Source organism: Enterococcus avium ATCC 14025, from assembly GCF_000406965.1.
Taxonomy (GTDB): Bacteria; Bacillota; Bacilli; order Lactobacillales; family Enterococcaceae; genus Enterococcus_A; species Enterococcus_A avium.
The window spans coordinates 384,240-400,572 of sequence record NZ_KE136362.1 but is presented as its reverse complement, the minus strand read 5'-3'; the positions used below and the strand labels follow the sequence as shown (position 1 = coordinate 400,572).

Here is a 16,333-nt window from a genome sequence, read left to right as displayed (position 1 = left end):
CTCCTAATTTTTGAAGTGGCTTTTGCTCACTTCTTAACTTGATCTTTAAAACAAACAGCTGAAGTTATTCCATAAAAGAAAGAGAACAAAAAATTGCGATATAACAACTATTTAATAACTTCTCTTATTTGTCCGGACATTATTTTAACATGGAGAAAGAAAAAGGGAAACGTTATTTTAAACATTTCCTTTTTTCTTAGTTCCTCCTCATGTTCTGTTAAGAAACCTCTGCCGTTTTACGAGTTCACTTTATCAAAAGACACTTTTGTTTCGATGCCTTCTGCCTTAAATTTTTCTGATAATCTTTCTAACATTTCATCAGTCATTTTATCTAAATCAAAGCTTGGACTGAAGTCCCATTCTTTACGAGCATCACTGTCATCGATCGAATTTGGCCATGAATTAGCGATTCCTTGACGAACTGGATCAACGTCATACTTCAATTCAAAGTCTGGAATCCGACGGCGAATTGATGCGGCAATTTGTTCTGGTTCAAAGGACATTGCAGTGATATTGAATGAGTTGCGGTGTTCTAAACGATCAGCATCCGCGTTCATTAATTTCACGATTCCTTCAATCGCATCATCCATATACATCATGTCCATATAAGTTCCTTTATCGATAAATGATGTGTAAGATTTGTTTTTTAATGCTTCGTAATAGATATCTACTGCGTAATCTGTTGTACCACCGCCAGGCTCTACTTTATATGAGATTAATCCTGGGAAGCGGACTGAACGGCTGTCTACATCGTATTTATCATGGTAGTAGTTTTCTAATAATTCGCCTGCTACTTTGGTCACTCCATACATGGTAGTAGGATGCATCACTGTATCTTGCGGTGTATTGTCTGGTTCGCAATCTGGTCCATAAGCTGCAATTGAAGATGGCGCAAAGAATTTCGTTTTTGGTCCGATTTCACGAGCTACTTCTAGGGCATTCATCAATCCAGTCATATTCAAGTTCCAAGCAAAAGCTGGACGTTTTTCAGCTGTAGCAGAAAGTAACGCCGCTAAGTGAATAATAGTATCTACTTCATAGCGTTTCGCAATATCCAAAAAGCTTTCGTAATCGGTTACATCTAGTTCTTCAAACTGTCCATTTTCAACAACAGGACTGCCTTCAACTGTACGAATATCTGTTGAGATAACATTTTTTACACCTAAATCATTGCGGAGTCTTTCTGTTAATTCTGAACCAATTTGTCCTAATGCGCCTGTGATTAATACTTTTTTCATGGATGTGACTTCCTCTCTATTTATGGTAAATTTGATTTTTTTATTGAACGGTTTCTTTGATAATGCCTAGTTCTTTCCCAACTTTTTCGTAAACCTTGATCGCGTCATCTAGCATTTCTTTTGTATGACCTGCGTTTGGCATGTTCCGTACACGACCTGTTCCTAATGGTACTGTTGGATATACGATTGGTTTTACATATACGCCGTTTTCCAATAATTTCTTAGAAAATTCTTGTGCTAATTTTTCATCGCCAACAATAACTGGGGTGATCGGTGTTTCTGATTTACCAATGTCATAGCCGATGCGTTTTAATTCTGCTTTGAAGTAATTGGCATTATCCCAAAGTGTATCCACATATTCCGGATGCTCTTCAATCAAGTCGATTGCTTTAATACAAGCACCCGCAGCCCCAGGTGTTAATGAGGTTGAGAATAAGAATGGGCGTGCTTGTGATTTCAACCAAGTAATCAATTGCTTCGTTCCAGCGACATAACCACCGACAACACCGATTCCTTTAGATAAAGTTCCCATTTGGAAATCAATATGATCTTGCATTTCAAAATGTTTCACTGTTCCATGTCCATGACCCATCACGCCTGTTCCGTGAGCATCATCGACATAAGTAATGACATTGTATTTTTCACAAATTTCAACGATTTCAGGAATCTTAGCCACATCGCCATCCATTGAGAAAACACCATCAGTAATATACATCACCTTGTTGTATTCGCCGCTTTCAGTTGCTGCTTTAGCTTTCGCCTCTAAATCTTCCATATCTTGGTGGTTCACACGGATGATTTTCGCACCAGATAAGCGACAGCCGTCAATGATTGATGCATGATTCAATTCATCTGATAAAATAGCGTCGCCTTTTTTCATGACTGCTGAAATAGCTCCCATGTTACAGTTGAAGCCTGATTGGAATGCAATTGCCGCTTCAGTTCCTTTGAACTCAGCAATTTTTTCTTCTAATTTTTGGTGAATGTCTAAAGTTCCGTTGATCGTACGAACCGCGCCAGCGCCGGCACCATAGTGCTTAGTTGCCTCTACATCTGCTTCGATCAATTCAGGACGAGTAGCAAATCCTAGATAGTTGTTAGATGCCAAGTTGATCATCTTTTTATCGTTGACTGTAATGATCGGACCATTGCTTCCTTCCAAAACATCGATCGTGTTGAACAATCCTTTTTCTTTTAGATCTTCCAAATTCGTTTCAAGAAATTGGTCAAGAACTTTTGAACTCATAACGATTCTCCTCCATACTGATTATTGCGCATAAAAGTTGTTATTTTTTCTGACATTGAAAAGAAACAGCTCGTTTATTTGTTTGCGCTTTCGTAACTTACACACTCAGTTTATAAGCGATTGATACCGTTTACAACTTTAACACTCGACAATTTCTTGAATTATAATGAAAGTTAGAACTCTTCTAATTAATTTTATTTAATGATTGGAAATTTAGGTTTTTGAGTAAGAATCGAAAGAAATTTACCATACTGAAATTACCAATACATAACGTTTCTTTATTCACAATAAAACAAAATTTAGCAAAAAATATTTTCCGCATTCTAAAAAAAGGCTAATATAAGAATGATACTTTTATTGTCAGACATGTTCTTTTTGTCACAATGAAAATTTGATTTTTTAATTAAAAACAGAATCAGAATGTTTGCAACACCAAAAACTGGTTCTAATCATTTACAAATAAAACGGAGATTCATTTTCATATAAAACTGAGATTTTGTATTTTAAGACCAACTTAGCGCCAAAAAGGAAGAAAATAAAAAAGAAAAGTTCCTCCTTTCATAGAAAAAAATTACTTGAATCAAAAGACTGCCTCTTTATTTAGATTAGGTCGCTGAAATCTCCGTTTGTTAAACAGCAAAGTTATTTTGACAATTATAAGTTCCGGTATTTAAGCAGTATGGGTTTAAGCCTTTCATATTGAATAAGTCTTTATGATCACGATGCTGCCAGCAATCGAACTACTTGAGAAAGTTAAATGCTTGATATCTGTTGAATATAATCAAAAATCGGCTGTTTATTTCCCGCAGACTACAGGAAATAAACAGCCGAATCACTCATAATTCTATTCATTTTTTAGATATCGCATTTATTGATTCTAAGCTCTTCTTCTTTTAATTGCGCCAACACAAGCAATCGTCAGAAGCAACAACCCGAACACTGTAAGAATTGTTGTATTATTCTTTTGCTCACCAGTACGTGGCAGAACCTTGCTAGTAGCCGTAGTGCTTCCGCCTGCATTTGGAAGTATTTTTGTGGAACGGTAGGTCGTTATACTAGCATTTGAGTTGTTTGTATTTTCTCCGCCATTTCCTGTTGTATCACTTTCAACGTTTGCTGCAGGTTTATTCTCTTTAAGGTAGACATACGTGATGGTTTGCTCTGTTTCTTGATAGTTTCCTTTAGCATTTTTTGGCGTTTCCTTCACTGTCCAACCATCGATAGCTTGGGCTTGCGTTTCATATTTGTCTCCGATGATGCCAATTTTTTGCTCGGCAGGTGCTAATTCATTGCCCTGTTCATCGACATAAAGAATCCGGATCGTAGCTTTATTACTGTAAATATAAGTAACAATTTGCAGCTCTGATGTATATATTCCAGTCGAATTACCTAGTGTCTCTTTAAACTTGTAGCCTTTGAACTCTTTTTTCGCACTTTCATACCCATCACCAACATCGCCGCTCATCAAAACAGGGTTTGCTAATACTTTACCAGAATCGCTAATGTGATTAACAATTACCTTCCCAGTCAACTTGCGATAGATCACCGTAATTTCTTGATCCTCTGCTGTGTAAACGCCTGAGGTAAATCCTTTAATTTCCTTAAATTCATAGTTTTCAAAGGTTTTATTCAGCTGCTCCAACGGAATCGATGTCCCGATTGGTTGTGAATCAGTAAAATCTTCTGCTAGTTTTTCGCCCTTTTCATCTTGATACTTAATTGTAAGGTTACCTAATTTCTCAGGTTCTTTATCTTTCGTGTAGATATACGTAACTCTAGTAATACCATCGACATATTTTCCAGTGACATTTCCCTGAACTTCTTTAAATGTATAGCCATCAATGCTCTTTTGTGTTGTTTCATAGTCTTCATCGATTTCACCGATCGTAACTTCACTATTTAAAAGCGGATGACCAGTCTCGTCTTGATAATCGACAATGAGTACCCCTTTTTCAGTACCTGAACCCTTCTTCGCATAAATCAAAGTAACTTCTTGATCATGAGCTGTAAACTTCCCGCTTACATTTCCTTCGATGCCTTTTAAAACATAGTCATCAAAAGGCTTCACCTCTGCCGTATAGATATCATCAATATCACCGGTTAATTCAACATCTGGACTTAATGAATTTTGCTCTTCATCTTGATAATGAACGATCACCTTGCCTTGTTCAGCAGGTATTTTCGTGTACACATAAACAACTTTTGTAATTCCTAGTACATATTTTCCAGAAGGAGTTCCAACGACTTCTTTAAACACGTAGCCATCGATGACTTTTTGAGTCGTAGTATATTCACTACCTACCTCACCAGTCATAACTTCGTCGCCGATCAATGGTTTACCAGATTCATCTTGATATTGTGCAAGAACGATGCCCTGTTCTTTCACGGCCTTTGTATAAATCAATGTGATTTCTTTTGCTTCTTCACTAAAGAAGCCGGTAATTGAATCTCCTTCTTTGACCCCTGAGAAAACATAATTATCAATCTGCTTGATGTTTGCATGATACTCTGCACCTAGTGCGCCAGTTAATATTTCGTCTGGACTAATTTGTACCAGCTTTTTATTTTCATCATAGGTCATGTAATGGACCGTCACCGGTTCTGATTTTTTCCAAACAGCGTATAACGTCTCGTTGCCCTTCGGTATTGTGATTGTTTGACCAGCGGCTAAATTTTCATCCGGATCTTTCGCATCCTTTTCTTTCGACCAGCCAGCAAATTGATACCCGTCGCGTGTTGCTTTTAAATCCGTACCCGCTGGAATCGTCTGATTCAAATCCTTATAGCCAACTTGGTAATAGGTTTCAGGTTGCGTTCCTTCATAATAGATCGTGCCTTCATATTTCGACAGTGCCGTGCCTAGATCAAAAATCCCACCATTGCTGTCATACTTAATCCAATCAATTTCCACCGAACCAATGTCTGCTTTCGCTGTTCGTGGCAACCCTCGCTGATCTTCGTTCACTTCACGTAAGTTCTCAACTTGATCATCCGCCAGCTTCTCTGGCGCGATTGGTACTGTTGGCACAATTATCGCATCACCTGACGTTCCTGCAGTGATTTTATTGTAATTATCAACTAAACCAACCGGAGCGGTCCCAAAAACATTCTCCATGGTCACGGATGTAACTGTCCCATTATCGTATCCAAGATTGGATTCAATATTTCCAGCTCCAGTAACATTGGAATCTGCAATATTATTCTTGCTGGCTGTTCGAGATTTGTTTCCAGCAAATAGGTTATTCGCATAACGACCTGCAGATAAATTGGTAACATACCCAGAACTACCAATGGCTCCACCATCATAGACAGCTTCATTCTCAACAAATGAATTATTGATGTAATCAACGACGGCTCTTCTGCCTTCCATTATCCCGCCATTGGCATAAATTTGAATCGCTCCACCATTATTTGCAGAGACATCTTGTCCTAATGCCTTGTTTTGATAAAACGTGTTATTTCTAAATGTCGCTGCACTCGAAATATTTGCGTTGGTCTGAATTAAGATCGCTCCGCCATCATCCCCAGCAATATTTCTAACAAAAGAATTTCCGTCAAACTGAATATCTGTTCCATCAACTGTATTAAAGAAGGCGATCGCTCCGCCATCAGCTAGTTTCTTCGATCCACCACCAGAGACATCTTCAACCGATTTATTTCCTTCAAAATAGTTGTTCTTAAAAGTAAATTTTGCTGAAGCACTCGGTTGGAAGAAATAAATCGCTCCGCCTTCACCACCGACGTTTCCTGTTCCTACTTGCTTTGTTTCATTCGCAATAAATTTGGAATTGTAGGCTTTAAAGTTTGCCGAGTACCCTTTACTCGCGATTGCACCGCCTGAATATCCTGATGCATTGTTTACATTATTTGAGAACGTGCTATTTTTCAGTGTTGTATTCCCACTAGTATAGAAGGCGCCTCCATCATCATATCCGTGAAAATTATTGACGATTGTGTTCTCGAGAATAAATTCTCCTTTATACCCAGAAACTGCTAAAGCTCGCGTATTATTCCCTAAACCTTCAAGCGTAAAATTCTTAAGAGTCAAACTTGAGGCTGCCGTTCCAGTACCGCCCCCATAAGAAAACAGTTGTTTACTTGTAGTAGATTGAAGTGTGATACCAGCGCCATCAACCTCAACTTGATACGGTGATTCTACCAGAGCGATTGTAGCCCCAATATCTGTCGGAAAGCTTCCGCCAAGTGTAACTTTTCGATTTTCTGGCGCATTTTTTACTGCATCCTGAAGATCAGCTACAGTATTAACCGTTACTTCATCAGCTGATACTGTTTGTCCCGCTGCTCCTAATAAGAAAATACTTAAAACAAAACCAAATAAAACAATCCATTTATCCTTTTTCATTTTTATCTTCCTCTCTATCCAAATTATTAACTATATTTTTTTGTAAAATGTTTTATTTACACATACGCAAACGTCCAATTTATACATTTTTACTATACTTATAAAACCAAACACAAAGGCGACATTTTTTTCTATTTAAGTATCGTAAACTGTCATCGTTGTCCCCTTACAAGCAACTGTCGAATAGCCTTCAATAAAAACATTCGTTATTTTAAAATCATGCTCTTTTCATTATCTAAAAAACACATACTATGAATATAGTTTTGTTAGATTAATTTTCACTTATTATTCGTTAAGTGGTCAGTCCAATAGATTTATAATTATCTTTTATCTTCAAAAATTAAATAATATTTGAATTATTTGTAATCATTGTAATTTATAAAAGAAAAAACATCAACTGTTTTTTAATTAAAATATAGGATAAACTTTCAAAAAAATATCTTCTATAATTTATTTCGTATTACCAAAGCTTCAGTAAAGTTATGCAGCGATTCTTTTATGAGTGTTTCAATCTTTTTTGACAAGAAAATAAAGATAAAGTCTCGTTTTAAGTAATTTATCAAAATTATTTCGGAAATTAAGCAAATTAAAAAGCAAGAATCAACAACAACTACATAATTGCTGATTCTTGCTTTTCTTATATTTCTAAGATTTGTTCTCTTACTTTTTATGGCAGGTCATTTCCTGCTGCAAAGTACACATCATACCATTCTTGTTTCGTTAAGGTCACGTCTCCACCTGCTGCGCTTTCTTTAATGCGGGCTGGATTCATGGTACCTAAGATCACTTGCATATTTGCTGGATGGCGCAAAATCCAAGCGGTTGCGATCGCATTTTTATTCGTATCATATTTTTTCGCTAATTTGTCTAATAGCTCATTCAACTCTGGGAACTTGTCATTATCAACAAAAACTCCTTCAAAGAATCCATACTGGAATGGAGACCAGGCTTGAATTGTTACACCTTTACGACGAGAAAATTCTAATATGCCACCATCATGATCAAATGAGCGAGTATCTGTCATATTCGTGTGCATTCCATAATCAATCATTCCCGTGTGCATAATCGAAAATTGCAATTGATTCATCAATAATTTTTGATCTACCTGTGATTGCAATAATTGGAACTGTTCAGGATTGAAATTTGATACCCCAAAGTGACGAACCTTTCCACTTGCCTGTAAGATATCAAACGCTTCTGCGATTTCTTCTGGCTCCATCAATGGATCGGGACGATGCAATAGATAACTATCTAAATAGTCGATCTCCATCCGTTTCAAGATGCCATCAACTGAATCCAATAAATGCTGCTTAGAAAAATCATAGCGTTTTTCATCACCAGTGACGATTCCGCCCTTTGATTGAATAAAAAATTGATCACGAGAAATGCCCGCTTCTTTCATAGCAGCAGCAAAAACCAATTCTGATTTACCATCTCCGTACATATCTGCTGAATCAATAAAATTGATGTCACTTTCTAAAGCAGCCTCTAAAGCTGCGGCTGCTTTTGTTGGCGTTAACGCTGCCATTCGCATAATGCCTAAAGCAATTGCGGAGGTTTCCCAATAGCTGTTGCCAATTTTTCGTTGTAACATGATGTCCATCCTCTCTGGAAAAGCATTTTTTCTTACCTATAGAAGTATAGACTATTTTTCCCATAAAAAAAATCCCTAACCCCTAGTCAAAAAAGTTTGTGCTTGACCCATTAACCCTTTCTTCGTATGCTTATTTTCAAAGGAGTGGCCTATTATGTACTCAATGTTGAAAAAAATTATCACTGAAAAAGACATCCGTCGCCAGATTCTACTCTTGGAACAGCTGCTTAATCATTCCCAATTGACATCTAAAGAACTGGCGGAGAAAATTGACACCACTGAGCGAACCATTTTTTCTGATCTGCAGCTGATTCGTAGTTATCTGCCAGAACATTGGGTATTAGCTTCCGATAAAAGTGGCATTCGTTTGAGCTCACAAAAAAATTCATTAACTAATGATATCTGGGAGTCCTTTTTGCCCCATTCGGTCAGTTTGCAGCTGATCAAAAAATTATTTTTTACAAAGGAATTGAACATTCCGCGTTTTCTTGATGAAACGGGTGTCTCCTATGAAACACTCAAACGTCATCGAACAAAAATCAATCATCACCTTCAGTCTTTTAATATCAAGATTCATTTAACTTCCAAACGAGCCTACTTGAATGGCGAAGAAAGTGCCATCCGAATTTTTTATCATCGTCTGCTGCTGCCCTTTACTCATAACAACTATTTTTTTAAAGATTATGCGATTCATGAGGAGCATTATTTACGTTTCTTAACAAAAGAATTAACCGAAGAGCTAGTTGTAGATACAGAACAAATTTTTGGAATTTGTTGGTTCTTTATTAACAGTATCCGGATCAAAGCAGGTTGTTCAATCAATGATTTCAACTTTGATGCAAATGATTCACTATTTATTCTTTATGCACCCTCTCTTCAAGATTTATACAAAAAAGAGGGGGTCTATCTGAAAGATAAGGAAATCTTTTTTGCTTTCTTCTGCTTTTTAGAAAGCTGGAATTATGATAATCATCTAGGCAAAAATGTTTTAAACGCCCTTACCGAAGACTATCCCTTACTACGAGAGAAAGCTCAACAAATCGTTCAGGAAATCGCAGACAGACTAAATTTACAAGAGTTACTTCAGACAAATCTACAAACAAATTTATTGTTGCTACTATTAAAGTATGCTGAATCACCCGCACTTTCGGAGCAATTTCAATTAGAGTATCAGGAGCTGCTTCTCCAAAGACATGAGGAATACGCCTTTCTAAATGAAAAAAGTATGGCACTTTTTAATAGTCTGCCGCAGTTTTCTACGATTGAAGATACGAGCTATTTTGTTAATCTCTTTTCCTTGCTAAGTCAGCAGGCAATTTTCACGGTTCGACCTCATACGAAAACAGTCTTCTTTATTTTTCAAAGCGAGCCAGCCTGGAAAATTTTTTTACAACAAGAATTAGCAGACCTTTTAGGTAAACGGATCAACTTAGTTCCGCTTGAGGTTTCTCAGTTACAAGAAGAAATTATTCAAACCGGAGACGTGATACTTTCTAATGTTCCGCTGAATTCAACGCCCCTACCGGTAATCTACTTATCTACGATTCCAACAAAAAATGAGCTCAGCCAATTGACTGAACTCACTTCCCATTCCTATCTTTAGTCAAAACGGTTAGTCATTTTGGTAGCGACTGACCGCTTTTTCTTTTCTTCGGAAAATCCCTTTGCTAATCCGCTTCTCGATTTCGACCACCAAAAACAGTAGCAGAGCATTTCCTAAAATGACTAATTGCTGTGCCAAATTAAGCGCTGTAGTCCCAATCAGTTGCTGTCCTAATGGTAGGAAAATCACTCCTAATTGAAGAACTAAAAGGATTCCTAATGAGATAAATAAGAATTTATTTTCAAAGAAACGACGATTGATTGCCGGATCAAACATCTCTCGACAATTGATCATGTAAACCGCTTGCCCTAGAACAATACTCTGTAAAAGAATCGTTTGTTGTAAAGCCGCCCCCTCAAAGCGCATGGACAAAAAGTACGCTGGAATCATGATCAGCAGGGAAACATACAGGATTCTAAAAAAGCTGTAGCCTGATAAAATTCCCTTCTTTGTCTCTCTAGGCGGACGATTCATCGTGTCGCCGCTCGCTTTTTCAAAGCCCAAAGCATATGATAGTGTGATCGTAGTCACCATATTGACCCACAAAATTTGGGTTGGGGTCAATGGCAATGGTTGATTCATCAATAAAGCTAAAATGACTATCAGCCCTTGTGCTAACGCTGTTGGTAAAAAGAAGTTAATCGTTTTTTGCAGATTATCAAAAATCCTTCGTCCCTCTTTAACAGCCTTCACGATCGTGTAAAAATTATCATCCGCTAATACCATATCCGCTGCCTGTTTACTAACTTCACTGCCTTTGATTCCCATCGCAATGCCAATATCCGCCTGTTTCAATGCCGGCGCATCATTCACGCCATCGCCAGTCATCCCTACGACTTCCTCTTTTTTCTGTAAAGCCGTTACGATTCTAAGCTTATGATCTGGTGTCGTTCGAGCAAAGACATCGACTTTTCCAACTGCCTCCGCTAAATCCTCGTCTGTCATGCTGTCAATATCTGTCCCCTCTAAAATTTTAGAGGTGTGCTTCAAACCGACCTGTTCACTAATTGCTTGCGCCGTTGCTTTATGATCACCAGTAATCATCTTGACTGAGATACCTGCCTGCTGCGCCTGTTCAACTGCACGAACGGCACTTTCTTTTGGCGGATCAATAATTCCTGCCAGACCAACAAACGTTAAACCTGATAATGACTCGTGGGTTAACTCCTCTGAAGATACTTTTTTATAACCAAAGCCTAATACACGTTGACCTTTACGAGCTAATTCTAACCCACGTTTCTCCCAATTCGTCTTCTCCTCATTTGTTAAATCAGCTTTTTCCAATAATACTTCAGGTGCTCCCTTAACAAAGATAAGTTGATTTTCTCCATCATTATGCATTGTTGCCATATACTTGTAACTGGAACTGAAGGGAATTTTCGCTGCAACAGGTTTTAATTGCTGTTCTTCTTCCGCTATATATTTCAATAATGCAAGTTCTGTGGGATTGCCATGGATGTCTTCAATTTTTTGATGATCTTTGGTCTTTAAGTCCTGACAATTATTCATGATTTCTTTGACCCGCGGCAGATCTTCTGTTACGACTTCCTGTACAGTCATTTCATTTTTTGTAAGCGTGCCGGTTTTATCCGAGCAGATCACCGTCATTGACCCTAACGTCTCTACCGCAGGCATGGCTTTAATAATCGCGTTCTCATCAGCCATTTCTTTGACCCCCATTGAAAGGATCATCGTTAAAACTGCCGGCAGACCTTCTGGAATCATCGCAACGATCAATGCGATGCTCGCAGAAAACAGCAAGCTCCAATCCATTCCATATCTAAAACTTGTAAAGAATAAGAGGAAAACGATCAATGCCAAAATCCCTCTAAAAATTTGTTTATTCAATTGATGCATCTTTTTAACTAACGGTGTCGTTTGTGCTTGGATCGATTGCAGCGCGTGATTAATTTTTCCAATTTCTGTTGCATCTCCAGTCTCAACTACTACTCCGAAAGCTGAACCCGTCTGTACGAGTGTTCCTGAGAAAGCCATATTTAGTTGATCGCCAGCTAAGGCATTTTGCGAAATCACCGCCACTGTCTTTTCAACTGCCTCAGATTCACCTGTTAAGATTGATTCTTCAACTGTTAAATCATGAACTTCGATCAAACGCAAATCCGCTGGAATAACATCCCCTGCTTTTAGGATCACTACATCCCCTTTAACCAAGTTTTCTGAATCCAATTTTAACGGCTGACCCTCATTTAGAACAGTCGCTTCTTGTCCCATCATTTGCTTCAAGCCATCTAACGATTCTTCTGCCTTACGTTCTTGCCAATAACCGACAAAACCGTTGATAATCACAACTAGAAAAATAATTCCACCTTCAGCCAACTCACCTGTCGCAAACTTCAACAAAGCAGCCGCGATTAATACGATCATCAATAAATCAGTAAAATGCTTTGCGATTTTCCGCCATAATTTTACTTGTTCTTTTTCTTCCATTTTGTTCGGACCATTATTTTTCAAACGGGCCTCACGTTCTTCTTTAGATAACCCTGTAGTTTGTGAATCCACCTTAGTTAAAACCTCTTCAATTGATTGCTTATACCATTTCATATATGTATTCCTCCATATCATTCATTCGATACCTTAAGTATACCTATAAATAACAATTATTAAGGTCGGTAATTTCATGGAAGTCTGAAATAATTGTGTTGAAAAATGCCCCGCGAGTTCGTAAAGCCTGACATGGATATGCCTGCTGCAAAACGATTTATTTATATGGAAATTTTGTACTTTCCCAATAATTAAAAAAATCACACTTCCAAACAAGAAAGTGTGATTCTGAGAATAGATTAGTGTAAAAAGTTTTGCAGATCGTCGCCGTATTTGTCGATCTTCTTCGTTGTCAAAATTGTTCCTGCTACTAAAACGCCGCCTACAATAAGTGTACTAGCAACCATAAACTTAAATAGTGATTTCATACGATTTCCCTCCTAAGTGTTTTGATTATTGTTGAAAAACACAGTAACTAAAATTAGATTAAATGTCTCGATCATTGTATATATTTACCATAGCACAAGTAATTCTATGTATCTCCTAATATGCTCATTCTTTCTCTCAAAAATTTACACTAGAAAGGATTCTAAGCGACCGGATCACGAGAAAAAAATAGTCAAGCTTTATCTATTAAGAAAACGGCTAAACTCAGTGTCCTTTTTAGAGCGTTCTAGCTTTTGATTAAACTCGATGATTCGGTCTCTCAGCCCCATCATTTCATCATCTAATAGATGCGCTTTATCTGAACAGACGCGCAACTCATTTATTAACGCCGGATCTTTATTATCACTTTTATATTTTAATTCGTGCTCAAGGCTGGCCCAAAAATCCATCGCTGCTGTACGAAGCTGAACTTCCACAACAACATTTTTCTTCATATTAGATAGAAAAACGGGTAATTGAACAATCAGATGCAGGCTGCGATAGCCATTTGCCTTAGGACATTCGATAAAATCTTTTTCATTTAATAAAATCACATCATCTTGACCAAGGAACATTTCTCTGATTCGGTATACATCATCGATATAAGAGCAGATCACCCGAACACCGGCACCATCAAATATATTCGACAGAATTTCATCCAATTTTATAGGGATTCCTTTTCTATCACACTTTTCATAAATCGAGGTACTTGTCTTTACTCTTGAGCTAACTCCTTGAATAGATGAGCGTTCATTTTTCATTAATAATTCAGAAAAAAGAATTTGAAATTTTGTTTCGCATTCCTTCATGGCACATTCATAAAAAAACTGCGCTTGTTGGATTTCTTTTTGTTGAAATGAATGAATTTCGTTCATTTTTCCCCACCACTCATAAAATTTATAGTACAGGCATTGCTAGTTTCGTTCACAGTCTAAAAAATAAACGAACAGAGGAAAGAATAATTAGTAATAGAGAGAACAGTACAAATAATAACGAGATCATCAGCTGTTCTGTTGCAGAAAAAGTTTTTTTCCACCATTTTAGAATGATCTTAAAAAAACATAAGACACTAGCTAACAAAATAGCACTTATTGCAAGCATGCTCTTTCCCCTTTTCTTGATTTATTCCGCTCATTCAACGATTTATTGAAAGTCCTCTGTTCATAAAAAATTTCTATCGACTATTAATCCTTAAGAAGCCATCTCCGCCAATTCAATCACCAATTTAACAGCCTTCTCCATTTCTGCAACAGCTATATATTCTTCAGTCGTGTGAATTTTTTCATAGCCAATAGACAAATTAACAACTTCTTTTCCTTTTTCATTAAAAATATTAGCATCGCTTCCGCCGCCGCTAATCTCCTTTATCAAGGAAAGATCCTGTTTATGCATTGCCTTATCTAACCTTTTCATTATCACTGCTTCATCAGGAATATTGTACCCAGTGGCCATTTTTTCTACCGTCATCTCAAAGGAGCCGCCATATTTTTGCACTGCTGCACTAAAGGCCTCTTCTATTTCCTTGAGTAATTGTTCTGCTACTTCTGGCAATACTGAACGTACTTCTCCTTTTAGCACCAACGAATCCATAACAATATTTGTCGCGTTCCCTCCATTAATTGTTCCGATATTCGCGGTTGTCATCTCATCAATACGACCTATCTCAATTTTTTGTAAGGCTTCTGATAAAATTGAAACAGCAGATATTCCCTTTTCTGGTTCTATACCTGAATGCGCTGATTGTCCTTTTACTTGAATCTCATACATAAATAATGTCGGACTGGCTATAGTCACACGACCTACCTCTCCGCCGCTGTCTAAAACATATCCACTTTTGGCGTTGATCAGCTGCATATCTAAGGCTGATGCACCAATTAATCCAATTTCTTCTCCTGGAGAAAAAACAAACTCTAAATCTCCTGTTGTGATGCCTAGTTCTTGAATTGTTTCAATCGCTTCGATGATAATCGCGATTCCCGCTTTATCATCTGCACCTAGTATCGTTTCTCCTTTAGAGGATAAAATCCCTGATTCTTCAATCACTTCAATACCTTTTCCCGGAGAAACTGTATCAGTGTGGCAGGAAAAGAAAAGAGGCAATTTATTGCGGTCTTTTCCATGAAGCCTAACAATTAAATTGTTTGAACCCAATCCGGTATCTTCCTTACTGTTATCTTCCACGATCTCCAAGCCAAGCTTCATAAATTTATTTTTTAAATATTCATGTATTTTTCCTTCATTTCCCGATTCAGAATCAATCTGAACCAACTCAATAAATGTTTTAACCAATCGTTTTGTATCCATAATTTTTCCTCCTTCTTATTTTTGATACTCTTGAAATGACAACTTAACCATTCAATTCCAAGTATTCAATAATATCAGCCATATCTCCAACGGGCACAATTTTCATCTCAGTCTGAATATCCTCTGCCACTTTTCTAGCTTCAAAATAGTTTGTTGAAAAAGTTCCTTCTTCATTTCCCAGATAAGGGACAAAGAAAATATCCGCTTGCGAGTTATGTGCGGCGTAGACTTTTTGCGGAATTCCGCCAACAAGTCCGACACTACCATTCGTTTCTATCGTTCCTGTACCAGCAACCGTTCTTCCATTTAGCAGATCCTGACCTGTAATTTGCTGATAAACACTTAAGGTTAACATCGCCCCAGCTGAAGGTCCGCCGAATCCTTTAGAATTTATGCTAATTGATTCGTTGGCAGTCACTGCCAGTACACCGTTTAATAAATAGCCGCTTCTTGTAATTCTCGGGATAGATAGTTCCTGTTTATTACCTTCCCTCGCAACAACAAGCTCGGTTCGTGCTGCCCTTAATTTTTGTGGGAGTAAGGCTAGAGCGCTAGGTGTGACTGCTTCACCATTTATTGAAAGAATGACATCGTTTATTCTCAGTGAATTCAAGTTTTGCACATCTCGATTAATATTCATCACTCGTATTCCAACAAAATCAAGCTCCTTCTCCTTTTCAGCAAGTCTATGAGCCTCCATCACTGCTGTTTGTTTAGAATTTTCCATGAAAGCCCGCTGAACATCTCTGCTATCCTGTTTTACCGTTTCGTAGTTCTGGCTTTCTTTTGTTAGATTTTGATAAGGATGGATCAAGGCCCTGATTAGCTTAAATACCGTACCTTGTTCACGTTTGACTGTTGTCACCAAAATTTCTGAATCACTTTTTGAGGTGTGGTCTGCTACCGACACCATTTCCATTGCATCTGCTACTGGACCCGGCTTAGTTATATATAAATCAGGAATTCTGTAAAAAAAAGCAAAATATACAACTACAACACTTAACAAAGCAATCACAAAATATTTACTAAATTTCTTCATAATCAACCTCTTTTATCA

At 37.5% G+C, this 16,333-nt stretch carries 10 protein-coding genes; 1 reads left to right on the top strand and 9 read right to left on the bottom strand.

Features of this window, described 5'->3' with window-relative positions; all coding sequences use genetic code 11:
• Window positions 1-236: 236 nt before the first annotated feature.
• The 4 genes from OMU_RS09005 to OMU_RS08990 all read right to left on the bottom strand — a co-directional run bounded on the left by OMU_RS09005 (window position 237) and on the right by OMU_RS08990 (window position 8,441).
• A complete protein-coding gene (locus tag OMU_RS09005) occupies window positions 237-1,238 on the bottom strand; it encodes an NAD-dependent epimerase/dehydratase family protein (protein WP_016179602.1) in 1,002 nt (333 codons plus the stop codon).
• Between the two features lie 40 nt (window positions 1,239-1,278).
• Window positions 1,279-2,484, bottom strand: a complete 1,206-nt coding sequence (locus OMU_RS09000; RefSeq protein WP_016179601.1) for a glycine C-acetyltransferase — start codon at window positions 2,482-2,484, stop codon at window positions 1,279-1,281.
• A gap of 877 nt (window positions 2,485-3,361) precedes the next feature.
• Window positions 3,362-6,847, bottom strand: coding sequence for a MucBP domain-containing protein (locus tag OMU_RS08995; protein WP_016179600.1), 3,486 nt, complete (start codon window positions 6,845-6,847; stop codon window positions 3,362-3,364).
• A 667-nt stretch (window positions 6,848-7,514) separates the two neighbouring features.
• Window positions 7,515-8,441 (bottom strand): aldo/keto reductase, encoded by a 927-nt coding sequence (locus tag OMU_RS08990; protein ID WP_016179599.1) that lies wholly within the window; start codon window positions 8,439-8,441, stop codon window positions 7,515-7,517.
• 154 nt (window positions 8,442-8,595) lie between these two features.
• Here OMU_RS08990 and mafR point away from each other — a divergent pair, with 154 nt between their 5' ends.
• Window positions 8,596-10,044 (top strand): global transcriptional activator MafR, encoded by a 1,449-nt coding sequence (mafR, locus tag OMU_RS08985; RefSeq protein ID WP_016179598.1) that lies wholly within the window; start codon window positions 8,596-8,598, stop codon window positions 10,042-10,044.
• A gap of 9 nt (window positions 10,045-10,053) precedes the next feature.
• Here the strand turns inward: mafR and OMU_RS08980 are convergent, their stop codons facing one another.
• The 5 genes from OMU_RS08980 to OMU_RS08965 form a co-directional block, all read right to left on the bottom strand.
• Window positions 10,054-12,606 (bottom strand): HAD-IC family P-type ATPase, encoded by a 2,553-nt coding sequence (locus tag OMU_RS08980; RefSeq protein WP_016179597.1) that lies wholly within the window; start codon window positions 12,604-12,606, stop codon window positions 10,054-10,056.
• 239 nt (window positions 12,607-12,845) lie between these two features.
• Complete coding sequence (locus OMU_RS23905; RefSeq protein WP_016179596.1) at window positions 12,846-12,974, bottom strand: hypothetical protein; 129 nt, start codon at window positions 12,972-12,974, stop codon at window positions 12,846-12,848.
• A 198-nt stretch (window positions 12,975-13,172) separates the two neighbouring features.
• Complete coding sequence (locus tag OMU_RS08975; RefSeq protein WP_016179595.1) at window positions 13,173-13,847, bottom strand: GTP pyrophosphokinase; 675 nt, start codon at window positions 13,845-13,847, stop codon at window positions 13,173-13,175.
• A 316-nt stretch (window positions 13,848-14,163) separates the two neighbouring features.
• The gene (locus OMU_RS08970) at window positions 14,164-15,276 is read right to left on the bottom strand and encodes a M20/M25/M40 family metallo-hydrolase (protein ID WP_016179594.1); all 1,113 of its coding nucleotides are present in this window, start codon (window positions 15,274-15,276) and stop codon (window positions 14,164-14,166) included.
• Window positions 15,277-15,319: 43 nt separating this feature from the next.
• Window positions 15,320-16,315, bottom strand: coding sequence for a SepM family pheromone-processing serine protease (locus tag OMU_RS08965; protein ID WP_016179593.1), 996 nt, complete (start codon window positions 16,313-16,315; stop codon window positions 15,320-15,322).
• Window positions 16,316-16,333: the final 18 nt, after the last annotated feature.